Here is a 25,234-nt window from a genome sequence, read left to right on the forward strand (position 1 = left end):
CCCAATAATCGGTGAACTATCGGCAAATCATCGGCTCGTGATCATCCCATACAAGCCAAAGCCAACGCAACATACGCGCCGCTCCCGACAGTGGAGCCTCAAATGTTAGTCTCTTTAGGAGAGAGTAATGACCAAGCTGTTGTTCAAGACGACTGCACTAGCGATTGGAATAAGCCTGATCTCATCGCCGGTGCTGGCGGGTGAGATCACTGGGCCACCCCCGACCGGCAATGGCCAGAACACACCCGGCACAATCAGCAACGGCAACTCGCGTTGCTCATATTCGGGGCTGAACGATACTCCCGACGGAGTTCCCGGGATCGATCCCGGCGGACAGGTTCAGTCGTACGGATACTTCATGTCGCAGTTCGGGCTCTACGACCCGAGCGATCCGGATCAACGCTATGGCTTCGCGTTCCCCGGCGAGGGCTGCAATCCCTCACGCACCGGCGGCACGCACTGAAGTCGACCGCCGAGGGGCGCAATGCGTCCCTCGGCAAGCATTGGACTTGCCGTTTTTGGGCTTCGGGTGCCGCTGTCGCGCTGGCCCTTTTGGCTGGTAGCTCTTGTCCGCTTTGGGTCGAAAGCTGCCGCGACAGGGTTGGGTAGGAAGATAAGATCGCGGGGTGCCGGCATTGACGGCATGCAGGCGCCCTTCGCGTCGACAGCTTGCGCCGATGCCGGATTAAGGCTCACCGACCCGGCCGCTTAAGAGCATCCGTGCAGAACGGAGATCGAGCGACCGCGCACCGCCTTCGACCCGAGCGAGGGCGGCTTCGAGTGGCGGCGCGGCCTTGTCCGGAGGCTCGAGGCGTGCGAGCGAAGTGGCTGCTCGGAGCGCCCAGAGCCAGCTCTCCTGCTCCTCTGCGATAGACAGGGCCCGTGTGAAGAGGGCCCGCGCTGCCACTTCATCGCCGGAGGCCAGCTGGATTTCACCATGCGCTCGCAGGATTTCGGCCGTTGCCCAGTGCGGATCAAGCGCCTCCGCGCGCGCTACAGCTTCCTCGTCGCAGCACGCCGCACAGGTGGTGATGAATACGTCCTTGTCGTGCGGCAGCGGCCTCGGCAGTTGGTCGATGACTAGGGGCCTCGTCAGCTGCCCGGTGCGCAGTTCCAAGATCCTTGAATACCAGGTCGCAAGTTCGCCCATATAGGTGAAGCGATTGTCTGACGCCTCCCGGGCAAGCAGGTCCGCATAGATCCTGGCGAGTTCGTGGTCGCCTACCCAGAGTGCGACCGGGCAGGCTGCGCTGCTCAGCAGATAACAAAAGGAGGCCGGATTCCGCAGTCGCGCTCCGTCGGCTACCGCGTCCATGATTAGGCTCAGCGCCGAGTCCAACTGGCCCTGCACCGCCAGGGTTAGGGCATGATTGCTTCGAGCCACAGTATAGTGATCGTAGCGAAGCACGGCGCCGTAGGCCGTGCGATCGGTCAAATCAGCGACAAGCTTCGTGCCGATGGCTGCGGATTCCGCGATCCGGCCGGCCCGGAAGGTCATCAAGGCGATTACCCGCCGGGCGAAGGCTAACAGATCGGGATCATGATCACCGCTGTCCGGCGGCAGCATCTGACGCGCGAGGGCCAGCGCTCCCGGATGATCGCTCAGGATCTGCCGGTGCCCGGACAGCAGCCAAAGCCCGGTTGCCCGGGCCCACGGATCGCCGATCTTTTCACCGATGCGCAGTACCCGCGTCGCGGCGCGCACGAACTGCTCACCGGGCCGATCCTCATTGAACAGCAGCACGCACAGTCCGATCTGGAGCTGGATCTCCTCCGGCCCGCCCGTTTCCCCGAGCTCTTCCAGCGTCGCCAGCGCTTTCAGCAGCCACCGGTTATATTCGGCGAACTGCGCGAGGCCGATCCAGAGCGGCGCTGAGGCGAGCGTGAGGCTGATGCCCAACCTCTTGTCTCCAGCTTCTCCAAGCGACCAGGCCAGCGCAGCGCGGACATCATCGATCGCCTGCCCGTAACGTCCCCACCAAGCCGGACGATCAAGTACCAACCAGTCGTCCTGCGCACGTTCGAGCAAGCCGCGAACCCATTCCGCATGACGGCGCGCGACGATTTCCGACTGGCCTGAAGCACTGAGTTTGCGGCGCGCGTAAACTTTGGTGGTCTCGAGCAGACGATATGCCACGCCTGAGGATGTCGTCTCGACGACCAGCAGAGATTTCGCCGCGAGCTGCAGCACCGCCTGGATAGTCTCTTCCTCTCCACAGTCATCGAGAGCGGCGACTTGCACCGCGCCTGCCAAATCAAAGGAAGAGCGGAAGCTGCCAAGGGAACATAAGACCACGCGTTGAGCGGGGGAAAGTAGCTCAAAGCTCCAGTCGAGCATTGCGTCGAGCGTCTCGTGCCGAGCCAGTGTTCGTCGACCGAAGGCCACTCGCGAAAGTCGCTGTGTCAGTCCCGTTGAAAGTTCATCGATGCCAACCATCGGCACGGCTGCCGCAGCCAATTCAAGGGCGAGCGGCAGGCCGTCGAGCGATCGGCAGACGGCCGCGACATGCTCGGCATTGTCCGCCGTGATCGAGAACATGTCCGCGCTTGCTTGCGCGCGTTCCACGAACAACCTCACCGCCGGGCTCTCGGAGATCGCACCGGCCGTTTCGGCCAGGCTGGGAACAGGAAGTGGCTGGAGATGGAGCAGCACCTCTCCGGGTACTCGCAGTGGCTCCCGGCTGGTCGCAAGCAGCTTCACCCGCGGACACGATTGAATCACCGTCTCGGCTACCCGGGCGATGATGTCGACGAGATGCTCGCAATTATCGAGGAGCAGGATCAGGTCTGCGTCGCGAAGATGTTCGATCAATACAGCCGGGGTCGCGTCGCTCCCCATCGGGCTCTGCAGGGCAGCCGCCACTGCTGTCGCAACGTGCTCGACCGAGGCGCAGTTGGCAAGATCAACGAAGCAGGTGGCGGTGCCGGCAGGAAAGGCGTGCAGTCCCGCAAGGGCGACGCTTGTCTTCCCAATTCCGCCCGGTCCTATGACCGTCACCAGCCGGTTTCGACCGACGCTTTCGACCACCGATGCCACGCAGTCTGCACGACCGATCAAGCGGTTGACCTGTAGGGGAATGGGAATCGGACGCAGCCCGGAGCCTGCTCCCGCGTCGGCGCCGGAATCGCCTTCAATCGTCACCTCGGAGCGTAACCGGTACCCTCGCCCGGGCACGTTGATGATTTCCACGTCGTTAGCGCCAGCCGCACGAAAGGCGCGACGGATCGCAGTAAGGTGCACCCGCAGATTATTGTCCTGGACGAAAAGGTTTGGCCAGACGTGGCTGTTGATCTCGCCCACGGAGACGATTTCGCCGGCGCGCTCGGCCAGGAGCGTCAGGATTGCCAGTGCACGTGAGCCGAGCCCGACCGGAGCGCCGCGGTTCAGCAGCTGACCGCGCTCGGGCCGAAGCTCGAATGGGCCGAAGCGGAGGATGCGCTCGCTCATCGCCACTCCGCCAGAGCTGAGCCCACTCGCGCCTCCGCCGATAGGTTAGCGCTCTGCATATGCGCAAATTAGCGGCTTTTTACACCCTTTAAGTCGGAGCTCGGCCCCGGTTCCCGTATCAGCAGCGAACGTATCAAGGAGCCGTCAATTGGAGCATTTGGCCATCAAATCGCCTGGGCCTTCCGCGGCGCAGGCACACTCCCGGCCGCGCCGGAGATTCCTGCGTCTTCTGCATCGGGCTTCGCCCTCTCCGCATTCCGCAGCAGTGACTCGCTTCGCGGAGATCTGCGCGGCAGCTGGCGGAACCACGATGCTCCACGACCTCGCTCCCGACGTTGTAACCATCGGTTTCGGCTCGCGCACGGATGGCATCTGGCAGCGTCTCCGGCAGCGCGGATGGGGGTTTGTCGGAAAGGGCGAGTGGAGGAACGAGCCCGTCATCGGCGTATCATTCACCGGAGACCGCCGCGCCAATTGTACGGCTGACGATCTCGCCCATGAGCTGCTCGAGATCGTGCGCGAGATGGAGATCGCCGAGACCCGCCTGTGGTGAACCCACCGTGCAATCCGGCCCTTCGACCGAAGCGCGCCGGCTCGGCAGAGCCGCCGCAAAACCGTTCCCCGCTCTGACAACAAAGGACAGATCAATGAATGGCGAGGGTACGCCCCCGGCCACCCACCGCAAAGCTGTGGGTGCGTGCGACACGATCGCGCTTGCTTTCACCAGGATGCTGCGCTTCTGCGCCGACACCTTCTTCGCGAAGCGCTACGGCAACCGCGCCATCGTACTGGAAACCGTTGCGGCAGTGCCGGGGATGGTGGGGGGCACACTCACCCATCTCAAATGCCTCCGCCGCATGTGCGACGACAACGGCTGGATCGCCACCCTGATCGACGAGGCCGAGAATGAGCGCATGCACCTCATGACGTTCATCGCTCTCGCAAAGCCGACGTGGCTCGAGCGAATGGTCGTGCTCACCGTTCAGTGGGCATTCTATTGCTTCTTCTTCCTACTCTACCTGGTCAGCCCGAGAACCGCGCACCGAGTAGTCGGCTATTTCGAGGAAGAGGCGGTGATCAGCTACACTCTGTACCTGGAGGAGATCGATGCCGGCCGCGTGGAGAACGTTCCCGCGCCGGAGATCGCCCGACGCTACTGGAACCTGCCCATCGACGCGACGCTGCGTGACGTGGTCCTGATCATTCGGGCCGACGAAGCGCACCACCGCGACACCAATCATTGCTTCGCTGACAGCTTGGCCGGGATCGAGGTGGATCCGAGCACGATCAGTGCCGCCCTCCCGCACGAGGCGGGAACGCCCCAAGCAAGCTGGGCATCCATCAGCATCACGGGGTGAACGCCATGGAACAACCATCAGTGGACCAGTTTCAGACGGCTCTCGTGCACAGGCGTAACCCCCTCGTGGCGACAGCCGGGGGGGCAGTGGTCGCCGCGCTACTAGCGCTGGGACTGTGGCTCGCCAGTCGTCCAGCGCCCGAGCAGCTGCAGGGCATGGTCGAGGCCGACGAAGTCAACGTCGCCACCAAGGCTCTCGCTCGTGTTGACCGGTTGATCGCCGAGGAGGGCCAGCGCGTCCGCGCCGGCACTCTGCTCGCGACACTCTCGAACCCTGAGATTACCGGAAGTCAGGCCCAAGCGCAGGCCGCGGTGGAGGTTGCGCGCGCAAACGCCTCCGAGACCGCCGAAGGCGCCCGCAGCGAGGATATCGCCTCGCTCCATGCCAACTGGCAGGCTGCACAGGCGGCGGCCAAGCTGGCCGCGGCGACAAATCAGCGGATGGCGAGTCTCTTTTCCGATGGCTACGTCACTGCCCAGCGTCGCGACGAAGCCTCAACCGCGCGCGAAAGCACTGCGAGGCAGGCGGAAGCTGCTCGCCAGCAATATATGAAGGCTCTCGCCGGTCCTCGAGCGCAGGACAAAGCGGCAGCCGACGCGCAGGTCCGTGCTGCCGAAGCGGCGTTGCGGACCGCTGCCGCGCTGGGCCGCGAAACCCGGCTGCTCTCGCCCATCGACGGCGAGGTTTCGCGTAAACTCGTGCAGCCCGGTGAAGTCGTCAGCCCGGTGATCCCTGCTTATCAGGTAATCGATATCGATCACCCGTGGGTAACGCTCAGCGTTCGTGAGGACCGGTTCAACCGGCTGGGCATGGGCGTGACGCTGCGCGGGCGCATCCCTGCATTGGGTCGCGATGCCAAATTCCGGGTCTACAAGATCTCGCCCCGCGGCGATTTTGCGACCTGGCGCGCGACCCGCGAGGCCTCGGGCTATGACGTCCGCGCGTTCGAAATACGACTGCGCCCCGCTGAAGCAGTCCCGGGTCTGCGGCCGGGCATGAGCGTCTTGTTCGAGTGGCCGCAATGAATGCCTTCGAACGCGCGCTGCGTGCAGAGCTTCGACACCTTGCGCGGGACCGTTGGGACCTGGCCGGCCTGACGCTGGTCCCCGGTGTTCTGCTGTTCCTGGTGGCAGCGATGTTCTGGCAAGGCGCCATGAGGCACCTTCCGCTCGTCGTCGTGGACGACGACCGAAGCGTCGCCAGCCGCACGGTCCTGAGTGCGCTGGAGGCTTCGCCAATGGTGGAAATTGCCGCCATCCGGGCTTCAGAGCGCGAGGCGGTCGACGCCGTTCGCCGAGGCGAGGCGATGGGGTTCGTCCACCTGCCACGTGATCTCGGCGCCGGCATCGCCCGGCGTCGCACGCCGGTGGTGCGCATCTTCTACAATGCCAGCTTCCTCTCGGCGGGATCACAGCTTGCGCGCGGCACCGAAGCAGCGGTGAAGGACGCAACCGGGACGCTGGTGACCGATCAGCTTTCAGGTCATGCTCTCCCGCCAGACCCGGCCCGCCGCCTCTCCATTGAAGTTATTCCGCTCACCAATGCGGCAAACAGCTTCGAGTGGTTCCTCGGCACCCTGCTCTTTCCTGCAGTGTTGCATCTCGTGACGGCGGTCACCTGCGCGATGGCGTTGGGTCGCGAACTCAATGCCCGCTCCCTTGCGCGCTGGGCTGGGGCAAACGGCCCCTTAGCCCCGGCTCTGCTCGGCAAGTTGACGCCCTATTTCACGGCGGCAAGCCTGTGGGGCGTTCTCTGGCTGCTCTACATCACGCTGGCGCGAGGTTGGCGGGTGGAAGGCAGCTTGCTGCTTGTGGTGGCCGGCCAGAGCCTGTTCTACCTGGCAACCGCAGCGATCTCCGCGCTGCTCGTCGCCGCAACGCGGGAGACCGCGACCGCTCTATCGGTTTGCGCCGTCTATGCCGGCTCCGCGCTCGCTTATGCTGGAGCCACCTTGCCCCTCAATGGCGGCGGCATTTTCGCCAGCTTCTGGAGTCAGCTCCTTCCGCTCACCCATTACCTTGCGCTTCAAATGGGACAATTCGGCGGCCAGGTGCCGACTGCCGCTGCTCGCCCGTCGCTGGCGCTGCTCGCCTACGTGCTCGTCGCAGGCGGCGGCACGATCGCTCTCGTCGCACGCCAGGAGCGAGCTCGATGAGCGTCCTGCAGGCCTTCCGGGCCGCGTGGCGGGTCATCCTCACCTCGCGCACCTTGATCGGCACCATGCTGCTCGCGGTCGTACTTTACGCCTTCTACTATCCAGCTCCCTATTCGCATCAGGTCGCGCAGCAGCTTCCGGTGGTTGTAGTCGACGAGGACGAAAGCGCACTCAGCCGCCAGCTGGTCCGGGACCTGGAGGCAACGCGCGCTATCGTCGTCATTGATCATGCAGCAAGCATCGCCGAGGCACGGGATTTGATGCACAGGGGCGGTCCTGACGGGCTTGTGCTGATTGCTCGAGGACTGGAACGCCAGCTGCGCACCGGCGCGCCAGGCGCAGGGGTGAAGATCTGGCTCAATGCCGGCTACATGCTGCGTGCGAGCACCCTCGGCGACGCAATAACCGACGTGCTCCGTCACCTTGCGCTCGACACACTGGAGGATGCAGGTCAGCCCGCCAGGGCAGGCCCCCCGATCACTATTGTCCGCGAACCCTTGTTCAACCCGACCGGCGGCTACGAAGGTTACGTCTTCCCGGCGGTGGTCGTCATCATCGTTCAGCAAACGCTGATGTTTGGGGCAGCCACCTTAATTGGTGGCAGACGTCGCTCGGGAAGCTGGCGAATGACGACGTCGGAGTACCTGGGTACCTGGGCCGCGTTCAGCTCGGTGGGCGTGCTGACCTGCCTGTTCCTTTTCGGCTGGATATTCTGGCTACAAGGCATTCCGCGAGCGGAAAACTCGGCGTCCCTGCTGCTGGCCGTTCCGGTGTTATCGGCAGCGGTCGCGGCATTGGGCCTGTGGCTTGGCAGCTACTTCGATCGATCCGAGCGCGCGATGGTGATCCTGGGTCCCACCTCCGCCCCCTTCTTCTTCCTGTCAGGAACGGCCTGGCCGCTCGACCAGATGCCAGGCTTCGTCCGCGTGCTCGCTTATCTCCTTCCCTCAACGGCGGGAGTGCACATGTTCGTGCCGCTAAACCAGATGGGAGCTTCGCTCGCCGCTGTCGCTCCAAGCATTTGCGTGCTGGTGAGCCTGACGCTGCTGTATGCCACGCTTGGCTGGTTCCGTCTCGCGCACAATCGGGTGAATCGCTGATGCAGCGCCGCCGCGTTTTTTGTCTGCGTCCCTGGCGAGGCCGTCGCCAAGCAAACCACAAGCGGATTCAGCAGTCGCTGCGGCCCGTGGATCGCTGTCGGTTTCCCTCTACTTTCATTTCAGCAAGGAGTCTTCGATGCCTGCGAATAGAGAAAATGCCACTGCCGATTTCCGGCGGGCAATCAAATTGATCATTGTCACGGGCACCGTCTTCAGCATCGGCGCACTTCTTTATCTGAGATCCACTGGAGAGCTTTCCTTCCACATGGTCCTAGCCACGATCGGGGGCGTGTTCCTTTCTATCCTTCTTGGTTGCGGTCTCTTCGCGGCGGCCTTCTTCAGCGACAAGAGTGGGCACGACGAAATGGTGACCGACGCAACAAAACACTCGGGCGAGTGACGGGCGCAGGACCATGCCGACCATTCATCACATGACGATCGACGGATCGCAGATCGGATATAAGGTGCACGGGACAGATCCCGTCCTGCCGTATCTCGTTTTCGTGCACGGCTATGCGTTGAGTAGCACCGGCGCCGTTTACGCTGAATTGCTCGCTCGCCTCTCGCGTGGTTTCAACGTCGTTGCCTTCGACTTCCGGGGGCATGGTGCGTCGGCATCAGCGACAAGCCCTTGGAGCTTCGACCGAGTCGCGGATGACCTGGCCTATTTCGCAAAGGAGTTGGGGCTTTCGAACGCCCTGTTTGTGGGCCATTCCACCGGTGGCCTCATCGGGCTGGTGACGGCAGCCAGATATCCAGGCCTCTTCGCAGGTTATGGTCTGCTGGCCACGGCCCCCGCCGTCGCGGGTCGAAGCTTACCGCCAGAAGCCGTGCCGACCTTTGAATTATATGGGCGGGACCGGACCGTCATGGAAACGGTCTTCACTCAGATGTACTTGCGGCCCACTGAGGTGATGTCCGCAGCGCTCGATGACGTTGGACTGATCGAGCCGGGGGTCCATCGCTCTTTCCTGGAGCATTTTGCTGAATTTCGGTTCACCGATCATCTGGCGGAAGTTCGTGATCCTGTAATGCTGATCAACGGAGCCAGGGATGTTGTCGTGCTGCCATCCGATCAGCACGAGACCGCACAAGGCATACCCCGGTGCAAGGAAGTGACCTTCTCGACAGAGGGGCACATGCTGCCGGTGGAAGCGCCAGATCTCGTCGCGCAGGAGCTGGAGCTGTTCTGGTGTCAGAATTCGGTGCTGTTAGCGACGGGCCAACCATCGTAACAAGCTGCAGCTATTCGCAATCGATTCTCACTCGCTTCAGTGGGGCGTGAACCTCTGGCCGGGAGGCGACAGGCTGATGTCCGAACGGGGTCGAAAGCGGACATTTCGAGCACGCTCGCAGATGCCATTGCATCTGTCCTTACGCGGTTCCGCCAGCGCTCACTTTTCGTATCCAGGGCATCAGCGATGTCCAGCGCAGCTCTTCCATCAACTGGATGCCGACGAGACCGTCCTTCTGCCACATAACCTCGCCGGCCGGTACGTTGAGCCCGTCAATCTGAATGGACAGATACGTACCCTTTGGCGGCAGGCCATCGGCCTCCAGCTGCATGCCGCGTGCCGAAATGTTGCGCAGGATCGCGTCGCAGATGGTGGCACCCCATTTCAGTCGAACGCCGCAGCGCAGCTCGACGCGCGGCATGCTGCGCCGTTCGGCGGGCTGGCTGATGAGCGCGCGATTGATTAGCGCGAGCACGTCGATCGGCTGCTTGAAACGGACGCCTGCCTCGTCGCGGCGAACCCACTCGACGGACGCCGCGGGTCGCTGCCCCGTGCCCAACTCGATCGCCAGCTGCTCACCTTGTTGCGTGCGGATCTGGCCGGTGAGGGTCGCGCCGAGCGACGATACGCTCCTGATGCTGCACGGGCTCCGCTGACCTCCAACGATGATGACGGCCTGGTCGAACCGCCCGGCCCCCGCGGGTGCCGCCGAGCTTCCCTCGGCCCAGGGCAGGCGGTTCTCCATGACGAAACTAGTCAGCGACAATGATCGAGCCATGTTGGGCCCAGCGTCGCGTGCGAAGCCTAAGGAGTCGCTAATGGTCCGCATCGGGTGGAAGGCAGACAGGGGTTGGTTGGGTCAGTTGCGCCTTGCTGCGTTGGGACACATCCCGGTCCAGCGCTTGAATGCCCGCGAGAAGGCGGAAGCTTCCGAAAAGCCGAGCTGATAAGATACTTCCTTGATCGACAGACGCTCCGTCTGGATCAGATGAAGGGCGCGACGGCGAAGGAGATCGGCCCTGATCTCTTCAAAGCTCGTGCCCAACGCCCTCAGTCGCCGGTAGAGGGTCTGACGCGTACAGCCGGCAGCGGCCGCAACCTCGACGATGGTGGGAGATCGGACGGACAGTGATGCCGATATTTCCCTTTCGACCCTCATGATCAATGTGGGCCGGCCGTTGCGTGACGGCCGGTGCCGAGCGGACTTTGCAATACCGTACAGGACATAGCCGATCGCGCCGAGTGCGCGCGCCGTTCGCTTGGCGGTGGCACTCCGCGCCGCGTCCACGTCATTCACCGTGCAACCTACGATCATACCAATGTCCTCCACGGTCATGGAGCGGGTGTAATAGATAGATAATACAGAGGGCGAACATCGACCGCAAGGAGACCGCCCCATGAACCAGGCATCAACCTTCCCTCGGGAAACTCCTCTTCCGGACCTCTGCGCCGGGAACAGATCTCGCCGATGGCTGAATCGAGCGGCGCAAGGCTGCTTTGCCGCCATCGGTATCGGTCAGCTCCTCTTCCTCACCTTCATTCTGGCTTTCTACTACCCGACGACCCTTCGCGGCGACTGGGCGGAGTGGAATCGAAAGCCACTGATCGACGGGTTCAGGGAAGGCGATTTCACCGGGAACCTGTTCTTCGCGGCTCACGTGATCCTGGCGGCCGTGATCACCGCAGGCGGGTTGATGCAGCTTGTGCCGGCAATCCGGAATCGGGTGCCGACTTTCCATCGCTGGAACGGGCGCATCTACATGATGACGGCAGCGACACTGGCGGTCGGAGGACTGTGGCTGGTCTGGGGAAGGGGCACCTATGTCACAGTTGTCGGCGCGGTCGGCATTTCCGCTAACGCCCTGGCGATATTGGCCTTCGCGGGCCTCTCCTGGCGATCCTCACGGGCCCGCCGCTTCGTCCAGCACCGGCGGTGGGCCCTGCGGCTCTTCGCGGTGGTCAGTGCGGTCTGGTTCATGCGCGTGGGTTACATGGCATGGGCGATTGCGGCCGGCGGAGCGGGCATCGGCAAATCGATGGACGGTCCCTTCGACTTCTTCATCGCCTTCGGCAACTCGCTGGTCCCGCTGGCCATCACCGAAGCCTACATCCAGGCACAGGCGCGACAGCATGAACTTGCCTGCTACGGCGTGGCGGCGCTGCTGGTGATTTGCGTGCTCGTCATTGCCGTCGGCAGTGTAGGCGCCTGGCTGATGATGTGGAGCCCCTATCTTTGAGCGCTATGGACGGGAGAGCAAGGAACTCCGCACCGGTCAAGCGACGCACCTTCTCGCCAGCTGAACGAGAGTCTGCTTACCCGATGGCGTCAGTCGTCCCGGAGTATCCGAGAAGAGCGCATAGCAGCCGCTGAGCTAATGTGCGCAATGGGTCGAAAGCAGACATTGGCTTGGCAGGCCGAACATGCGGCTGGCCCCGCTTCGCAGGCTAGGCCGCAAGGCTTTCCAGCTGCTCGCTCGCTTCCAACCAACGCGCTTCGGCGAGAGCCAACGCCGCCCCCAGCTTCGCTCGGCGACGCGCGAGCTCGCTCATCGGCAGCGACGCGAGGTTGGGGTCCGCGCCCGCCGGATCGAACATTGCCCGGTCGATTGCCGAACATTGGGCAGCGAGGCGCGCACTTTCCGCTTCCGCGTCCGATGCAACCCTCTTCAGAGCACTGGCTTCGTTACGCGAGTTGGCGGCGGCCCTGCGATCCACTTTGATCGCCTTCGGCTTAGCTTCCGCCTTTGGCTGGTTTCGGCCGAGCACGAAATCAATGTAGTCGTCGATGCTGCCCGGGTAGTCGACGGCGGCTCCGTTCTCCACAAGCACGAGCCGGTCCGCGGTCAGTTCGACCATGTGGCGGTCATGGCTGATGAGGATGACGGCGCCGTCATAATCGTTGAGCGCCTGCACGAGCGCCTCGCGCGCATCCACGTCGAGGTGGTTGGTCGGCTCATCGAGGATCAGCAGGTGCGGCGCATCGCGCGTGATCAGGGCCAGCGCCAGGCGTGCCCTCTCTCCGCCGGAAAGCTTGCTTGCCGCCGTCGTTGCCTTGTCGCCCGAGAAGCCGAAGCGTCCGAGGTGCGCGCGCACGGCGCCAGGTGTTTGACCTTCCATCGCGCGGTTCATGTGCTGCAACGGCGTGTCGTCGCCATGCAGCTCCTCGACCTGATACTGGGTGAAGTAGCCCACGCGCATCTTGCCCGATGCGTTGATCGCGCCCTCCATCGGCGCAAGCTGCGCGGCAAGGAGGCGGGCCAGCGTGGTCTTGCCGTTGCCGTTGCGACCGAGCAGCGCGATGCGGTCATCGGGATCGATCCGCAAATTCAGGGAGCGCAGCACAGGGTTCGCTTCCGCATAACCGACGGCTGCCATCTCGAGTGTGATCAGCGGCGGCTTCAACTCGGTCGGGCTGGGAAAGACGAAACTGAGGCTGGGATCCTCCGCCATAGCTGCGATGGGCTGCATCTTCGCCAGCATCTTGGCCCGGGATTGAGCCTGCTTCGCTGTCGAGGCGCGAGCACTGTTCCGGGCGATATAGTCCTGAAGGCGCGCCCGCTGCGCATCCTGCGATGCCTTGGCGGCAGCGAGCTGCGCGGCTCGCTCGGCCCGCTGCCGTTCAAAGTCGTCGTAGCCGCCCGCGTATAGCGTGATCTTACCCCGATCGAGATGAAGGATCGTGTCGACCACGTTGTTCAGCAGGTCGCGCTCGTGACTGATCACGACCAAGGTTCCCGCGTAGGACTTGAGAAAGTTTTCAAGCCAAAGTGTAGCTTCGAGATCGAGGTGGTTGGACGGCTCGTCCAGCAACAGGACGTCAGGCTTGGAGAACAGCAAAGCGGCAAGTGCCACGCGCATCTTCCAGCCGCCGGAGTAACTGTCGAGCGGGCGGCCCTGCATCTCCCCATCAAAGCCGAGACCCAGCAGGATCCGGGATGCCCGAGCGGGCGCGCCATAGGCGTCGATCGCCAGCAGTCGGTCATGGATGTCTCCCAGCCGATGCATGTCGGCGCAGGTGTCGGCCTCCGCCATCAGTTCCGCCCTTTCCACGTCCGCGGCAAGAACGGTCTCGAACGGCGTGGCGGCACCGCTGGGCGCTTCCTGAGCGATATAGCCGAGCCTCGTCCGGCGTGGCATCTCGATGTTGCCTTCGTCCGCTTCGAGTTGGCCGATGATGACCTTCATCAGCGTCGATTTGCCCGCGCCGTTTCGGCCGATCAGGCCGACACGACTGCGCGGCCGAATTGCAGCGCTGGCGCAGTCGAGGATTGTGCGTCCGCCAAGGCGCACCGTGATACCGTTGATGTTGAGCATGGCCGGCCGCTTAACAGCCGATCGTGGCGAACCCAAGACAGGTTAGCGATGAGCGCCCAAGCGCTGCGATTTAGGTCCTGCCTGCTTTGGGTCGAAAGTGGACATTAGGGGGCGAACTTCGCGCAGCAGCCCACACACAAAAGTAGTAGATCGATACGGACTTTAGTCGGTAATGGCGTGCCCATGACGAGGCAGGAGCTCCCGCAGTGTTCGATGGAGGGCTGCCTCAATGCCGCTGGCGTCATTCTCGACGGTGATCTCTTCTGCGGGGAGCACGCTAACGAGGCGCTTGAGCGGTGGCGTGTTGAGTTGCCGCAAAGCGACAGCGAGGAAGACCCTGAGCAGCCGTAGGAACGGCCTCGTCCCCTTGGTGTTTCTGCTTCGGGTCAGGTGAATTGGGTTTCCGAAGTGTCGACCGAAGACGAAAATGAAGTGGCTCGCCTCAGAGAGCTGAACAGCGAGCTTGAAGACAGCATCAAGCGGTGCCGGGCGATCCTGAACGATTGCCGCAAAAGGCTCGCCGCCAACACGAATTCACCGGACCCGTCCGAGAAGGACGAAGAGAGCCGTCTGGCCTGAGGCCTCGCATTCAGAAGTGAGCCCGGCTGCCCTCGTCCCGCGTGAGGCCCGTCGAGGCACCCGTTAAGCTAGACGCAGCCCCGACAGGCCTCGACCCATGAAACGAACGACGGCGCCATGCGGACTCGCCGTAGGAACCAATACTCTCCCCAGGTCTTTATCGGTTACGGTCCGCAGGGACGCCCCCCTGTCCCGTTGGTTGCGGATTGAGCGTCGCTCTTCTCGTGACAAGCGAGGGTGAAAAGCGGTTCGGTCCCTTAAAGGGCTGGGCCGCTTTTTCCGTGCCTCCGCGGACTGGCATTTTCCCGTCGGTCTACTTCAGCCCTAGCCCCGGCAGGCGTTCTAATATCTGCAATGGGTCGAAAGCAGACATTGTTCTGATGAAGGGCCGAGAGCCACACTCCTTGTTTGATTAGCAACGGTCTCAGAGGGGCAGGTCGGGCGTTCGTCCCCAGAGATTGAGGCCGATCACCAGCCAACCGAGTGACGCGAGCATCACGATGCCGTTGATCCAGCGCTTGCGAACGAAGATCATCGCGTAGGCCGCGACGAGCCATGGATAATCAAAATAGTATCTTGAAAGGAGGGCTCTTGCCGTGAGTCCATTGTGCAGGTCGCGTATCGAGATAAGCGCAATCAACAACGCGACATAACTCGCATAGACAAACCAAAAGTACCTTCGGTTCTCGTCGAAGTGGTGAGCTAGGTCGATGCCGTCCGCCGGCACCTCATCGGGAAGCGTAATACATGCGGCGAGAAAAATGAGGATTAGTGCGAGAAAATAAGGAACAACCTGACCGGCGGTCGTTCCGCTGAAGCCGTGCCAGCGCCACCACAGGTTGAACAGTTCAGCCAGGATTAGCAGAGCGGATAGCGGCGCCACCCAATCCCAGCGAACTCGTTTGCGGTTACGCAGGAGGCGATGCAGGCTCGTCGCAAGATCGGCGATGGCCAAACCAATCACGACGGCCACAAGCGCGGTGATATATTCGAAGGTGTCCATGGCAGGCGCCCCGGCCCACGTTCTCACGCCTTCGTAATGTCTGCAATGGGTCGAAGGCGGACGCTACAATCGCTGCATCCGAAAACTTTCGCGCATGATACGCGTTGCTCATCGGGAACGCGTCGATGGCCAGTTACACCGCCACTGCTCGGGAAGATCGCGCGAAGGCGCTTGCGGGCGTCGCAATCGTTCACGTCGTGCTTGGCGCGGTGATCCTGACTGGACTGAACGTCCATAGCGTCCGCCAGGTCGTCGAAAGTTTGAAGACGTTCGACATCAAGGAGCTGCCCCCGCCTCCTCCGGTTCCGCCTCCCCCACAACCCAAGGCCGATCGCGCAAAAGAAGTGGAAGGCGCAGCCGGCAAAAAGGCCGAACCAACGCCGGTAGTAGCACCGACGCCGAAGATCGTCGTTCCAGCCAAGCCACCGGTCGTCGCCGCGCCGGTCGCCGGCACGGAAAGTGCTGCGCAATCAGGGGCAGCCTCCGCAGGAACCGGGCCGGGCGCGGGAGGCGCTGGATCCGGCCGCGGAGGCGGCGGTTCGGGAGACTTCAGCGGCTACACGCCAGCCCGGCTGATCCGCAATCTCAACCGCGGCGACTATCGTGACCTTACGGGCGGGCGCCTGCCCTACGGACGCGCAATGCTTTCGCTCCGGCTCGATACGAGCGGAGTTCCGACGGAATGCCGGGTGACACGTTCCAGCGGCGACCCTTACGTCGACAGCGGCCTATGCCCGTTGATCTACCGGCGGTTGCGGTTTCGGCCAGCGCTGGACGCGGACGGGCAGCCGATCCCTTACCGGCTCGATTACGTGGCGAACTGGTCTCTCTGACGCAGACTAGCGCGCGGCCGCTATCAGCCCGCCATCGCCCTGCCGCGCGAGCCGCGCCTTGTCGCGGCCGTAGACGTCGTCGAGGAAGGCGACCTGCGAGCCGTCGGGGACTGCCGTCAGGTATGTGATGTAAACCGGCACGGGCTTATCGAGCTTGACTTCTTCCTCGGCCCCCGCGCCCTTCCATGTCAGGTCGCGTCCGAACAGCCAACGGCTCAGCCGCCACGCGGATTCGAGCCTGACGCAGCCGCCGCTGTAGAGGCGTGCCGCCTGCTCGAAGAGCTCGCGCTCGGGATTGTCGTGCAGGTACACGCCCTCGCTGTTCGGGAACATGAACTTGATGCGGCCCATCGAATTGTGCGCGCCTGGCTGCTGGCGGATGAGCACCTTCTGCCGGCCGTCGGCGACGGCCTGCCAGTCGATGGTGGTCGGATCGATAATCTGCGGCTCGCCGACGAAGTCCGAAACCACCTCATATCCCTGGCGCTGAAGGTAGGGCAGGCCCTGTTTGACTACGTTCGGGGCGATGCGCTCGGCCGCGAGGTCGGCGGGCACGTACCAGTATGGATTGAGATTCGCGAAGCGGATGTAGGCCGCCATCATCGGCGTCGGATAGATCGGCTTGCCGACGACGACGCGCATCGAGTCCACGGCCTCGCCACCCTCGTACATGAAGAGCCGCTGGGCCGCCGCATTCACGAGCACGTAGCGGCCATCACCGGCAGGCAGCTCGCGTAGACGCTGCAGGTTCAAGCGGATGAGGTCGCTTTGCTCGGGGCTGTAGGAACCGGACGCCAACGCCTGCCGAAGCTGAGCGTAGAGCGGGTTCATCCACCGCATCTCCGCGACATAGGTTTCGAGCGACGGCGCTTTGGCCGCCGCATCGAGGATCGCGCGCGCGCTCGGCGGCGACGGCTTCAGATCGGAATCGACGTAGATGGTGTCGGTGCGGGGCGCGGTCCTGACATCCCGCACATAGTCAACGAGCGCCTGGCTCAGCAGCTTGTCCGCGCGGCGCATAGCGCGTGAGCTTCCTGAATCGGACGCTGCCTGAACGACCCGCTTAAGGTCTTCGACGCGGTATCGGTCGGGACTCAGCCCGTCGAGTTCGGCGCTGGCCAGGATCTCTAGCAGGACGTCGGCCTGGCGGCCGTTCTGCGAGAACCAAAGCGGGCGGCCGTCACGAGCCTTGTAGAAATCGGAAACGCCGTTCGCGGCAGCTGCCGCGGCAATCGGCAAAGTGCTCTGCGCGCCGGCGGGCGAAAGAGGAGCGGCGGCCGCGAACGCAATCGCTGCAAGGCCGCCGCCGAACCTCGAAAGAATGCGCACCGGCCGCTGGGGACCGGTGCGCACTGTACGCCTAATGTTCACATGTACTCCGGCGATTAGCCGCGCTCACCCGAGCGTGCCGGCGGAGTATATGTCGGCGCGGGCGCAGCACCCTGCGGCGCACCGTTGTAGTACTGGCCATTGTAGACATAACCGTCCACGCGGCCGTCATTGTCGCGGTCGGCCCAGATCGCGCCGGCGAGACCGCCGACGGCGGCACCGATCACCGCACCTTCGAGCGTGCTGACGCCCGGAATGACCGCGCCAGCAACTGCGCCGAGCGCTGCGCCACCGAGAGCGCCGGTCGCGACGCGGCGAAGCGTCGGATCGTAACCCTGCGGGGTGCCAGCATAATACTGGCCATTCGACACGTAGCCGTCGACATAGCCGTCATTGTTCTGGTCGGCCCAGACTGCGCCGGCGAGACCGCCGATCGCTGCGCCAACAGCGGCGCCTTCGATCACGTTCACACCCGGCACCACTGCGCCAACGGCTGCGCCGCCGGCTGCACCGATCGCCGCGCCCTGCGCGACGTCACCAGCCGTGCGGCTGTCCGTTGCGCAAGCTGCCAGCGAGACCGAGCTAGCCAGTACGACTGCCAGAATTGATTTTTGCATCGTTTTTCTCCCGATTGTTGATCTTCCGGACCATGCCCCGGGACCCGGAAACCCCCGGCGAACGGTGCATGTCACGCGCGAGGAAACGACGATTGAGCAACATCGTTCCGGCAACGCGACAATGGTTCGCCGTGAGATTGGACCGCATCAGCGGCTACGCCCGTTGCGAAAGCCGGACTAGGAACTAGAAAGTGTCCGTGACATGAACGTAACGATCTACCACAATCCGCTCTGCGGGACCTCGCGTAAAACCCTTGAAATCATTCGGGAAACCGGCTTCGAGCCGAATGTCGTCGAATATTTGAAGGCCCCTCCGACCCGCGAAGAGCTGCGGCAAATGTACGAACGCGCAGGCATCAGCCCGCGAGAGGGATTGCGCGCGAAGGAACCGATCGCCTCCGAATTGGGCCTGACCCGACCGGATGTCACCGACGACGAAATCCTCGACGCAATGATGGAGCATCCGATCCTCATCAATCGGCCGTTGGTCGTGACCGACAAGGGCGTTCGGCTGTGTCGTCCGCAGGATCTCGTACGCGAAATCCTCTAGGCTTTGCCTCTCCTGACAAGGTCCTGAAAACGGCTCATATTCCCAGACGATGAGTCGCCTCGACCCACGCCTGTTACTGCAGGGATATGCCGCCGGTATCTTCCCGATGGCCGACAGCCGCCAGGCGTCCGAACTGTTCTGGGTCGAGCCGCGATCGCGAGCGGTAATTCCTCTCGAAGGATTTCACCTTTCGAAATCGCTGCGCCGCACAATCCGGTCCGGCCGCTTCACCGTTACGATGGACCGTGACTTTCCTGCGGTGATTGCCGCCTGCGCGGACCGCGACGAGACGTGGATCAACGACGACATCGAGCGCGCGATGCTCGCACTGCATGGGTCGGGGCATGCCCATTCTGTCGAGGTCTGGAATGACGGTGAGCTGGTCGGCGGGCTCTACGGCGTGAAGCTCGGACGAGCTTTCTTCGGTGAAAGCATGTTCAGCCGGATGACCGACGCTTCGAAAGTAGCACTGGCCTGGCTGGTCGCGCGACTGAAGGTGGGCGGGTTTACGCTTCTCGACTGCCAGTTCATGACGTCCCACCTCGCCTCGCTCGGCGCGGTGAGCATCTCCCGCAAAGCCTATGTGGCGTTACTCGGCGGTGCGCTCGGTGGAGGAGGCACGGGCTCGGTCGCCGGTGCGGTCTCTGGGGTCGACGGTTCGGTCGCGGGCTCGGTTGCGGGTTCCGCACGGTCTCCCGTCCCAGACCTTCTGGCGCTCGACCGGTTGTTCGAAGCGACCGGCGCGGCCGGTTCGGGGGCTGCGGAAGGATATGTCATCGCACAGCTCTTGGGCCAGACATCGTAGATCGGATGCTCGACGACGTTGAGCGACGGCGATTCCTTGTAAACCCAACCTGAGAACACCCGCCGCCAGGTCGAATCCGGCTGCTGAACGTCGAGCTGAAGAAAGGCGCCGGTCAGCTTTTCATTCTCCCATGGCGCAGTCGCTTCACATGCACGCAGGCGGACGATCACATCTTTTACACGAACCGACATTCCCGGCTTCATCTGAAGATCCCGGACGATGCCGTTGCGCTTGTTGAGCAGGCCGATCACCGCGACCCGGTCCTGCATCGGCGTAACGCCGACCTGCTGCCCGGGACCGGCGGCCGCTTTGGGAAGCTGGACCCGGTTGCCCTGGCTCTCGTCCTGCCCGCGCTGGCAGCCGGCCGCGAGAAGCAGCCCGAGCAGCACACCGGTCGATGCTAGTCGATTCACGCTCAGTCTGGCGTCCAGGGCTGGTAGTCGCCGGTCGATGCCGGACGGAGGCCACCCTTGGAAAGCGAACCGTCGGGACGGAACGCGGCCATTGTGCCGGTCGGATTGACCTCTGCCGGCCTCTCGAACTTCCGCTTCGGCGGCAGCGCCTTGTCCGGCACATCGTCGATCGTGCCCTTGAGCCATGCCTGCCACTCGGGCGGCACGCGGCTGCCGTCATTGGAGCCGTTGTAAATCACCCAGCGAGAAGCCGGTTTCTTCTTGTCACGATAGTAGATGTTGCCGGCATCATCGCGAGCGACTTCCTCGCCATGAAGGCGGGTGAAGAGGCCGGTGCCCCAGGTGGCACCGTTCCACCAGGTGAATGTTCGAGACCAGAATCCCATGGGCCGCGCATCTGCCCTCTCGGGGCGGCGAGCGCAAGCATCACGGGCGTCAGTGGCGCCAGGTGACCTTGTCGCCCGGCTTGATTCCCAGCTCGGCAGAGCGGCCGCCGTTGATCTCGAGCACGGCACCGACCGGCTCCAGCGATGGAATAGGATCGAGCGACATCGGAACTGCATTCTCGGCGATGCGCACGATCGACCCGTCCGGCCGGATGAACAGGAGATCGAGCGGAATGAGCGTATTCTTCATCCAGAAGCTTGCGTCCCCGGGCGGGTCGCGCGGAAAAATCATGCCCTGGTTGGCGGCGAGCGACTGCCTGAACATGAGGCCCTGTGCCTGCTGCTCCGGCGTCTGCGCGACTTCGACGGTGAAGCGGTGCTCGCCGCTTGCGGTCTTGATTGTCAGCGGAATTTGCTCGAGCCCGGCGGGGGACTGTTCCAGCGGGGCATCAGAGGTCGCGGTTGCTGAACCGCAGGCGCTGGTCGCCGCAATTGCCACAGCTGTCAGTGCTCGTCCGACGATCCCAATTGAAGCTCGACCGCGGTCAGGCCCTTCTTCCCTTCCGCGATGCGTGCTTCGATCCGTTGTCCCGGTTCCAAATCCCCGACCTCGGAATTCCGGACCGTCTCCATGTGGACGAAAATGTCGTGCGATTCGGGATCCGACACCCGATTGACGAACCCATAGCCCTTTACGCGATTGAACCATTTTACCTCTACTGGCTCGAACTCACCTGCAGCTTCGGACAAAGCCTTACGGTCAACATCCTTGGTCGTCGAGCGGTTCGGACGAGGTTGCGCAGTCACTGCCGAGCCGACGTCGATCGAAATGACTCTCTTCGCCTGCAGGCCCCGGTCGAGCCGCATCGGCACGCATTCGACCAGTGCGCCCTCTGGAAGGCTCCGCCGTCCGTGCTCGCGAAGGACGCTGAAGTGGATCAGGATATCGCCGTCCAGCGCGTCGCTAACCACGAACCCGAAACCTCTCGTCGCGTCGAACCATTTCACGCGGCCCACGACGGGATCCATTTCGGATTCGCTGTCCATCACACGTGGCTCATCGACGGCCACGGGCGCGGGTTCGGGCGCGGGCGCGGGCTCGGGTTGTGGCTCTGGTGCCGTTGCTGTTCTCTTGCGCTGCACAACGCTCCACTAACATGTGTCAGAGTGTCGGGAAACCGACTTAACTACCTTTCTCGCGAAGTTCTTCAAGGTCGATCTCGCTACCCGGCTCAGCGTCGACTACCTTGCGGGCCAGCTCAAAGCTGTGTCCGGCGCGGATCATCGCCGCCAAAGCCCTTTCTCGCTCTTTTCGCTCAGGAATTCCATCCGCAAAAGGCCCTATGCGCCTTCGTCGGGCAAAGCGCAGAGCCGCCGCCGCGGCTTCCTCTGCGGCCAGTTCACGGGCTGCAGCGCCGTCCTCTTCTTCGACTCCGGCCATCCGGAGGGACTGGCGGACCCGTGACGCGCCATAACCTCTCTCAGACAGGGATCGGGACTTGGAAAGCGCGTAGGCGGCGTCATCAATCAGCCCGCTCGCAGCCAGGCGCTCCACCAACCGTTCGATTTCGGGCGGCCCCTCGCCTTCCCAGCCCCGCTCTCGAACCTTGCGGTTCAGGTATGTGCTGAGCTTCGCGCGGGTGGTCGCGAACTTGCCGAGATAGAAAAGAGCAAGCTCATGAAGCCGCTCTCCGTTCAGCGGCTTGCGCGGTCTGGCGGACTTGCGAGCGTACATTGGCCCAAATTGTGCCACACTCGCACACCACTACAACCCGGCCCGCAGCGATGCGGGAGTTCCGCCGCGCCTTTTGGCGGGCATTTAACGACCAGGGTGAAGGCTTGCTCGACCGGAACACCACGATCGTAGCCGACCTCGCTCCTGCAGGCGCTACCGCGACTTTGGACGCAGAACCCCGCCGCATCGCGGACTTCGCGACGCTTGGCGAGGCTCTAGACTATGCCGCCCGGGGCCGCCGCGGAATGAATTTCCACGATGCTCGAGGTCAGCTCAAGCGCTCTTATCCGTACTCGGATCTGCGCGAGGATTCGCTCGCCCATGCGCAGCGCTTCATCGCAATGGGCCTGAAGCCTGGCGACCGGGTTGCGCTCGTGGCCGAGACCGGCGCGGATTTCGCGGCATGCTTCTTCGGCGCAGTCTACGCGGGCCTTTGGCCTGTTCCCCTCCCGCTGCCGACCAGCTTTGGCGGTCGTGAAGCCTATGTTGAACAGCTGAAGGTGATGCTCGCGAGCAGCGACCCGTCGCTCTTCCTCTGCGCGCCTGAATTGCTCACTTATGCGGATGAGGCCGGCACCGACCGTGGCGTGCCCGCGCGCGACTGGGACAGCCTCTCAGAAATCGAAGTCGGCACCGCCGAGCTTCCGCTCCCCGATGCGGATGAGGTCGCCTACCTCCAGTATTCGAGCGGATCGACCCGCTTCCCGCACGGCGTCGCCGTTACCCACCGCCAGCTCCTGTCGAACCTTCGCGCTCACGGAATTGGCCTGCAGGTGCTCGACAGCGATCGCTGCATTTCGTGGCTCCCCTGGTACCACGACATGGGCCTCGTCGGCTGCATGCTCTCGCCGATGGCGATGCAGATGTCCGTCGACTACCTGAAGACGGAAGATTTCGCGCGCCGGCCCCTTGCCTGGCTCGACATGATCACTCGCAATCCAGGCACCAGCGTCAGCTATTCGCCGACCTTCGGCTACGACATTTGCGCCCGCCGCATGTCTTCGCAGACGCGCGCCGAAGACCGGTTCGACCTGTCGCGCTGGCGGATCGCCGGCAACGGCGCCGACATGATCCGTCCCGACGTCATGCAGGCGTTCGTGGACGCATTCGCGGACGCGGGCTTCCAAGCATCGGCCTTCTGCCCGAGCTACGGCCTAGCCGAAGCCACGCTGGCGGTTTCGCTCATGCCGCCCGGCGAAGGCATTCGTCTCGAGCTGGTCGAAGAAACAGTGCTCAATGGCGGAGCCAGCGGCGCTGACGGTCGCCCCCGCCGCTATCGTGCTATCGTCAACTGCGGCAAGCCGGTCGAAGGCATGGAGATCGAGATCCGAGGCGAAGACGGCAACGTCCTCCACGACCGCGACATCGGACGAGTATTCGTCCGCGGCACCTCGGTCATGCATAGCTATTACCGCGACCCGGAAGCGACCGAGGCCTGCCTCAAGGACAATTGGCTGGATACCGGTGACATGGGCTACATGTCCGACGGCTACATCTTCATCGTCGGCCGCGCCAAGGACATGATCATCATCAACGGCCGCAACCACTGGCCGCAGGATATCGAGTGGGCGGTCGAGCAATTGCCCGGCTTCAAGTCCGGCGACATCGCGGCCTTCGCGATCACCGGGCCGTCAGGCGAAGAAACGCCCGCCGTTCTCGTCCATTGCCGCGTGTCCGATCCGACCGAGCGCGGCCGTCTTCGCGACGACATCCGCGAGCGCGTCCGTGCGATCACCGGCATCACGCCGATCGTCGAGCTCGTTCCGCCGAGGTCTCTGCCGCGCACGAGCTCGGGCAAGCTGTCGCGGACCAAGGCGCGCAATCTCTATCTGTCGGGTGAAATCCAGCCCTTCGACATCGCCGCCTGAGAACAACCGCAGGCGTCTCGCGTTGAGCCTGCTCGGCTGAAGGAGCGAGGCTTTGTCTGATGAAGTGATCGTCGTCGATCTCGGCCTGCAACTCGCTGCGGTTGCGGGCTTCGTCCTGCTTATGGTCCTCATCCACAGCTCCGGCCTGGTCGGCATTTCGAGGGCGCTGCACCTTCACGACGAGAGATCGATTCCCAACGAGTTCGGTCTTCGCGCGGCCGCGCTGATGGGAACCTACGGCCTGCTTCTCTTCGTGCTGCACTTCATCGAAATCCTGATTTTCGCGGTCTTCTTTCGATACGTCGGCGCGCTCCGGTCCATGGAAGAGGCGCTCTATTACTCCGCGTCCTGCTACGCGACGCTCGGTACGGCTGCATCCAACTTCGCCGAGGAATGGCGGCTGGTCGGCGCACTCGAATCGCTGATCGGCTTCGTGCTCATCGGCTGGTCGACCGCCTTCATGGTCCGAACCCTGCGCAAGATAATTGACTGACCGCGCCCTTGCGCGTCCGCCGTTCGCCGCATAAGTCGCTGCCCGGCCGCAGGAGTGTAGCTCAGTTGGTAGAGCATCGGTCTCCAAAACCGAGGGCCGTGGGTTCGAGTCCCTCCACTCCTGCCAGCCTTGAAGACTCGAGGCGGTATCGCTAAGTCGCTTTCAGCTCCGCCGGCCTTCGGGTTCGCGGAGCGTTTTTCTATCTCGAAGAGGTAAATCTCAGGTGGCCAAGACCTCACCAGGCGAATTCATCCGGCAGGTGCGCAGCGAGGCTTCCAAGGTCGTGTGGCCGACCTGGAACGAAACTGTCCGCACCGGGATCATGGTGCTGATCATGACGGCGCTGCTCGCCCTCTTCTTCTTCGCGGTCGATTCGTTCTTCAGCGCGATCGTCCGCTTCCTGCTCGGCCTCGTCGGCTGACGCGAAACAGGGAAACCGCAAGCATCATGTCCCGTTGGTATATCATCCACGCCTATTCGGGCTTCGAGAACAAGGTGAAGGACGCAATCCTGTCCGAAGCCACGCGCCTCGGCCTCGAAAGCCAGGTCGAAGCCGTCGAAGTCCCGACCGAGAAGGTCACCGAGATCCGCCGCGGCAAGAAGGTCACGTCGGACCGCAAGTTCTTCCCCGGCTACGTCCTCGCCAAGCTGGCGATGAACGACCAGGTCTATCACCTCGTCAAGAACACGCCGAAGGTCACCGGCTTCCTTGGCCCCGGCGGAAAGCCGCAGCCGATCACCGAAGCGGAAGCCACGCGCATCCTTTCGACGAAGGAGGAAGCCGCCCACGCCGCACCGAAGGCGCAGGTCAAGGTCGATTACGAGATCGGCGATGCGGTGAAAGTCCTCGACGGTCCGTTCGCAAGCTTCAACGGCGTCGTCGAAGAGCTGGATTTCGACCGCGGCCGCGTCAAGGTGTCCGTTTCGATCTTCGGCCGCGCTACGCCGGTCGAGCTTGAGTTCGAACAGGTCGAACGCGTCAAGTAAGACTAGTCGATCCCGAATTCATAAAG

28 protein-coding genes, 1 tRNA gene and 1 pseudogene are annotated in these 25,234 nt (G+C 63.3%); 18 read left to right on the forward strand and 12 right to left on the reverse strand.

Annotated features, from left to right (window positions below; genetic code table 11):
- The first annotated feature begins 127 nt into the window (after positions 1-127).
- Positions 128-463 carry a hypothetical protein gene (locus ACMC5O_RS08210; protein ID WP_426692677.1) on the forward strand — a complete coding sequence of 112 codons (336 nt, stop codon included), beginning with the start codon at positions 128-130 and terminating at the stop codon, positions 461-463.
- Between the two features lie 222 nt (positions 464-685).
- On the opposite strand, the gene ACMC5O_RS08215 is transcribed toward ACMC5O_RS08210, so the two are convergent.
- Positions 686-3,448: an ATP-binding protein gene (locus ACMC5O_RS08215; RefSeq protein ID WP_187709189.1), complete on the reverse strand. Its 2,763-nt coding sequence runs from the start codon at positions 3,446-3,448 to the stop codon at positions 686-688.
- A gap of 265 nt (positions 3,449-3,713) precedes the next feature.
- Between ACMC5O_RS08215 and ACMC5O_RS08220 the strand changes: the two genes are divergently transcribed.
- From ACMC5O_RS08220 to ACMC5O_RS08250, 7 genes are all read left to right on the forward strand, one after another.
- Complete coding sequence (locus tag ACMC5O_RS08220) at positions 3,714-4,001, forward strand: hypothetical protein (protein WP_222949905.1); 288 nt, start codon at positions 3,714-3,716, stop codon at positions 3,999-4,001.
- Positions 4,002-4,095: 94 nt separating this feature from the next.
- Positions 4,096-4,806, forward strand: a complete 711-nt coding sequence (locus ACMC5O_RS08225; RefSeq protein ID WP_426692678.1) for an alternative oxidase — start codon at positions 4,096-4,098, stop codon at positions 4,804-4,806.
- Between the two features lie 65 nt (positions 4,807-4,871).
- On the forward strand, positions 4,872-5,831 hold the full coding sequence (locus ACMC5O_RS08230; protein WP_426692679.1) for an HlyD family secretion protein: 960 nt from the start codon (positions 4,872-4,874) through the stop codon (positions 5,829-5,831).
- Positions 5,828-6,961 (forward strand): ABC transporter permease, encoded by a 1,134-nt coding sequence (locus tag ACMC5O_RS08235; RefSeq protein ID WP_426692680.1) that lies wholly within the window; start codon positions 5,828-5,830, stop codon positions 6,959-6,961. Before ACMC5O_RS08230 ends, ACMC5O_RS08235 begins: the two co-directional genes overlap by 4 nt.
- Positions 6,958-8,061: an ABC transporter permease gene (locus ACMC5O_RS08240; RefSeq protein ID WP_426692681.1), complete on the forward strand. Its 1,104-nt coding sequence runs from the start codon at positions 6,958-6,960 to the stop codon at positions 8,059-8,061. Before ACMC5O_RS08235 ends, ACMC5O_RS08240 begins: the two co-directional genes overlap by 4 nt.
- A gap of 136 nt (positions 8,062-8,197) precedes the next feature.
- Positions 8,198-8,461 carry a hypothetical protein gene (locus ACMC5O_RS08245; RefSeq protein ID WP_426692682.1) on the forward strand — a complete coding sequence of 88 codons (264 nt, stop codon included), beginning with the start codon at positions 8,198-8,200 and terminating at the stop codon, positions 8,459-8,461.
- A 13-nt stretch (positions 8,462-8,474) separates the two neighbouring features.
- Positions 8,475-9,296 (forward strand): alpha/beta fold hydrolase, encoded by an 822-nt coding sequence (locus ACMC5O_RS08250; RefSeq protein WP_426692683.1) that lies wholly within the window; start codon positions 8,475-8,477, stop codon positions 9,294-9,296.
- Positions 9,297-9,435: 139 nt separating this feature from the next.
- On the opposite strand, the gene ACMC5O_RS08255 is transcribed toward ACMC5O_RS08250, so the two are convergent.
- Entirely contained in the window at positions 9,436-10,062 is a 627-nt protein-coding gene (locus ACMC5O_RS08255) for a PilZ domain-containing protein (protein ID WP_426692684.1), read from the reverse strand.
- A gap of 93 nt (positions 10,063-10,155) precedes the next feature.
- On the reverse strand, positions 10,156-10,632 hold the full coding sequence (locus ACMC5O_RS08260) for a helix-turn-helix domain-containing protein (protein WP_187709186.1): 477 nt from the start codon (positions 10,630-10,632) through the stop codon (positions 10,156-10,158).
- A gap of 61 nt (positions 10,633-10,693) precedes the next feature.
- On the opposite strand from ACMC5O_RS08260, the gene ACMC5O_RS08265 reads away from it, so the two are divergent.
- Positions 10,694-11,533, forward strand: coding sequence for a DUF2306 domain-containing protein (locus ACMC5O_RS08265; RefSeq protein ID WP_187709185.1), 840 nt, complete (start codon positions 10,694-10,696; stop codon positions 11,531-11,533).
- 208 nt (positions 11,534-11,741) lie between these two features.
- On the opposite strand, the gene ACMC5O_RS08270 is transcribed toward ACMC5O_RS08265, so the two are convergent.
- Entirely contained in the window at positions 11,742-13,610 is a 1,869-nt protein-coding gene (locus ACMC5O_RS08270) for an ABC-F family ATP-binding cassette domain-containing protein (protein ID WP_426692685.1), read from the reverse strand.
- Positions 13,611-14,018: 408 nt separating this feature from the next.
- Here ACMC5O_RS08270 and ACMC5O_RS08275 point away from each other — a divergent pair, with 408 nt between their 5' ends.
- A complete protein-coding gene (locus ACMC5O_RS08275; RefSeq protein WP_426692686.1) occupies positions 14,019-14,189 on the forward strand; it encodes a hypothetical protein in 171 nt (56 codons plus the stop codon).
- Positions 14,190-14,613: 424 nt separating this feature from the next.
- On the opposite strand, the gene ACMC5O_RS08280 is transcribed toward ACMC5O_RS08275, so the two are convergent.
- Positions 14,614-15,192, reverse strand: coding sequence for a hypothetical protein (locus ACMC5O_RS08280; protein WP_426692687.1), 579 nt, complete (start codon positions 15,190-15,192; stop codon positions 14,614-14,616).
- 125 nt (positions 15,193-15,317) lie between these two features.
- Here ACMC5O_RS08280 and ACMC5O_RS08285 point away from each other — a divergent pair, with 125 nt between their 5' ends.
- Entirely contained in the window at positions 15,318-16,025 is a 708-nt protein-coding gene (locus ACMC5O_RS08285; RefSeq protein WP_426692688.1) for an energy transducer TonB family protein, read from the forward strand.
- Between the two features lie 6 nt (positions 16,026-16,031).
- On the opposite strand, the gene ACMC5O_RS08290 is transcribed toward ACMC5O_RS08285, so the two are convergent.
- Positions 16,032-17,378, reverse strand: a complete 1,347-nt coding sequence (locus ACMC5O_RS08290; protein WP_187709181.1) for a L,D-transpeptidase family protein — start codon at positions 17,376-17,378, stop codon at positions 16,032-16,034.
- A gap of 32 nt (positions 17,379-17,410) precedes the next feature.
- Positions 17,411-17,971: a YMGG-like glycine zipper-containing protein gene (locus ACMC5O_RS08295; RefSeq protein ID WP_246444377.1), complete on the reverse strand. Its 561-nt coding sequence runs from the start codon at positions 17,969-17,971 to the stop codon at positions 17,411-17,413.
- Positions 17,972-18,173: 202 nt separating this feature from the next.
- Here ACMC5O_RS08295 and arsC point away from each other — a divergent pair, with 202 nt between their 5' ends.
- Positions 18,174-18,521, forward strand: coding sequence for an arsenate reductase (glutaredoxin) (arsC, locus tag ACMC5O_RS08300; protein WP_187709180.1), 348 nt, complete (start codon positions 18,174-18,176; stop codon positions 18,519-18,521).
- A gap of 49 nt (positions 18,522-18,570) precedes the next feature.
- A complete protein-coding gene (gene aat / locus ACMC5O_RS08305; RefSeq protein WP_426692689.1) occupies positions 18,571-19,326 on the forward strand; it encodes a leucyl/phenylalanyl-tRNA--protein transferase in 756 nt (251 codons plus the stop codon).
- 35 nt (positions 19,327-19,361) lie between these two features.
- Here aat and ACMC5O_RS08310 read toward each other — a convergent pair.
- The 5 genes and pseudogenes from ACMC5O_RS08310 to ACMC5O_RS08330 form a co-directional block, all read right to left on the reverse strand.
- Positions 19,362-19,595, reverse strand: a pseudogene (locus tag ACMC5O_RS08310) (DUF2155 domain-containing protein); the annotation flags it as partial.
- Positions 19,596-19,741: 146 nt separating this feature from the next.
- Positions 19,742-20,125: an NADH:ubiquinone oxidoreductase subunit NDUFA12 gene (locus ACMC5O_RS08315; RefSeq protein WP_187709178.1), complete on the reverse strand. Its 384-nt coding sequence runs from the start codon at positions 20,123-20,125 to the stop codon at positions 19,742-19,744.
- Between the two features lie 49 nt (positions 20,126-20,174).
- Positions 20,175-20,618 (reverse strand): DUF192 domain-containing protein, encoded by a 444-nt coding sequence (locus ACMC5O_RS08320; protein WP_246444710.1) that lies wholly within the window; start codon positions 20,616-20,618, stop codon positions 20,175-20,177.
- An 11-nt stretch (positions 20,619-20,629) separates the two neighbouring features.
- Entirely contained in the window at positions 20,630-21,172 is a 543-nt protein-coding gene (locus ACMC5O_RS08325) for a cold-shock protein (protein WP_187709177.1), read from the reverse strand.
- 136 nt (positions 21,173-21,308) lie between these two features.
- Complete coding sequence (locus tag ACMC5O_RS08330; protein ID WP_187709176.1) at positions 21,309-21,860, reverse strand: regulatory protein RecX; 552 nt, start codon at positions 21,858-21,860, stop codon at positions 21,309-21,311.
- Between the two features lie 50 nt (positions 21,861-21,910).
- Here ACMC5O_RS08330 and ACMC5O_RS08335 point away from each other — a divergent pair, with 50 nt between their 5' ends.
- From ACMC5O_RS08335 to nusG, 5 genes are all read left to right on the forward strand, one after another.
- Positions 21,911-23,728: a fatty acyl-AMP ligase gene (locus tag ACMC5O_RS08335; RefSeq protein WP_187709175.1), complete on the forward strand. Its 1,818-nt coding sequence runs from the start codon at positions 21,911-21,913 to the stop codon at positions 23,726-23,728.
- Between the two features lie 52 nt (positions 23,729-23,780).
- Positions 23,781-24,221 (forward strand): ion channel, encoded by a 441-nt coding sequence (locus tag ACMC5O_RS08340; RefSeq protein WP_187709174.1) that lies wholly within the window; start codon positions 23,781-23,783, stop codon positions 24,219-24,221.
- A gap of 50 nt (positions 24,222-24,271) precedes the next feature.
- Positions 24,272-24,347: transfer RNA gene (locus ACMC5O_RS08345), tRNA-Trp, on the forward strand.
- A gap of 97 nt (positions 24,348-24,444) precedes the next feature.
- Positions 24,445-24,642 carry a preprotein translocase subunit SecE gene (gene secE, locus ACMC5O_RS08350; RefSeq protein WP_187709173.1) on the forward strand — a complete coding sequence of 66 codons (198 nt, stop codon included), beginning with the start codon at positions 24,445-24,447 and terminating at the stop codon, positions 24,640-24,642.
- A gap of 26 nt (positions 24,643-24,668) precedes the next feature.
- Positions 24,669-25,208, forward strand: a complete 540-nt coding sequence (gene nusG / locus ACMC5O_RS08355) for a transcription termination/antitermination protein NusG (protein WP_187709172.1) — start codon at positions 24,669-24,671, stop codon at positions 25,206-25,208.
- Positions 25,209-25,234 lie beyond the last annotated feature (26 nt).

The organism is Sphingomonas sediminicola, assembly GCF_049991885.1.
Classification (GTDB): Bacteria; Pseudomonadota; Alphaproteobacteria; order Sphingomonadales; family Sphingomonadaceae; genus Sphingomicrobium; species Sphingomicrobium sediminicola.

Excerpts from the sequence above, each read along its gene's own strand:
- ACMC5O_RS08240 (WP_426692681.1), top strand. The coding sequence starts at position 6,958 with ATGAGCGTCCTGCAGGCCTTCCGGGCCGCGTGGCGGGTCATCCTCACC.
- ACMC5O_RS08260 (WP_187709186.1), bottom strand. The coding sequence starts at position 10,632 with ATGACCGTGGAGGACATTGGTATGATCGTAGGTTGCACGGTGAATGAC.
- ACMC5O_RS08270 (WP_426692685.1), bottom strand. The coding sequence starts at position 13,610 with ATGCTCAACATCAACGGTATCACGGTGCGCCTTGGCGGACGCACAATC.
- ACMC5O_RS08215 (WP_187709189.1), bottom strand. The coding sequence starts at position 3,448 with ATGAGCGAGCGCATCCTCCGCTTCGGCCCATTCGAGCTTCGGCCCGAG.
- arsC (WP_187709180.1), top strand. The coding sequence starts at position 18,174 with ATGAACGTAACGATCTACCACAATCCGCTCTGCGGGACCTCGCGTAAA.
- ACMC5O_RS08315 (WP_187709178.1), bottom strand. The coding sequence starts at position 20,125 with ATGGGATTCTGGTCTCGAACATTCACCTGGTGGAACGGTGCCACCTGG.
- ACMC5O_RS08330 (WP_187709176.1), bottom strand. The coding sequence starts at position 21,860 with ATGTACGCTCGCAAGTCCGCCAGACCGCGCAAGCCGCTGAACGGAGAG.
- ACMC5O_RS08265 (WP_187709185.1), top strand. The coding sequence starts at position 10,694 with ATGAACCAGGCATCAACCTTCCCTCGGGAAACTCCTCTTCCGGACCTC.
- nusG (WP_187709172.1), top strand. The coding sequence starts at position 24,669 with ATGTCCCGTTGGTATATCATCCACGCCTATTCGGGCTTCGAGAACAAG.
- ACMC5O_RS08250 (WP_426692683.1), top strand. The coding sequence starts at position 8,475 with ATGCCGACCATTCATCACATGACGATCGACGGATCGCAGATCGGATAT.
- ACMC5O_RS08235 (WP_426692680.1), top strand. The coding sequence starts at position 5,828 with ATGAATGCCTTCGAACGCGCGCTGCGTGCAGAGCTTCGACACCTTGCG.
- ACMC5O_RS08325 (WP_187709177.1), bottom strand. The coding sequence starts at position 21,172 with ATGGACAGCGAATCCGAAATGGATCCCGTCGTGGGCCGCGTGAAATGG.
- ACMC5O_RS08225 (WP_426692678.1), top strand. The coding sequence starts at position 4,096 with ATGAATGGCGAGGGTACGCCCCCGGCCACCCACCGCAAAGCTGTGGGT.
- ACMC5O_RS08245 (WP_426692682.1), top strand. The coding sequence starts at position 8,198 with ATGCCTGCGAATAGAGAAAATGCCACTGCCGATTTCCGGCGGGCAATC.
- ACMC5O_RS08210 (WP_426692677.1), top strand. The coding sequence starts at position 128 with ATGACCAAGCTGTTGTTCAAGACGACTGCACTAGCGATTGGAATAAGC.
- aat (WP_426692689.1), top strand. The coding sequence starts at position 18,571 with ATGAGTCGCCTCGACCCACGCCTGTTACTGCAGGGATATGCCGCCGGT.
- ACMC5O_RS08280 (WP_426692687.1), bottom strand. The coding sequence starts at position 15,192 with ATGGACACCTTCGAATATATCACCGCGCTTGTGGCCGTCGTGATTGGT.
- ACMC5O_RS08335 (WP_187709175.1), top strand. The coding sequence starts at position 21,911 with ATGCGGGAGTTCCGCCGCGCCTTTTGGCGGGCATTTAACGACCAGGGT.
- ACMC5O_RS08285 (WP_426692688.1), top strand. The coding sequence starts at position 15,318 with ATGGCCAGTTACACCGCCACTGCTCGGGAAGATCGCGCGAAGGCGCTT.
- ACMC5O_RS08295 (WP_246444377.1), bottom strand. The coding sequence starts at position 17,971 with ATGCAAAAATCAATTCTGGCAGTCGTACTGGCTAGCTCGGTCTCGCTG.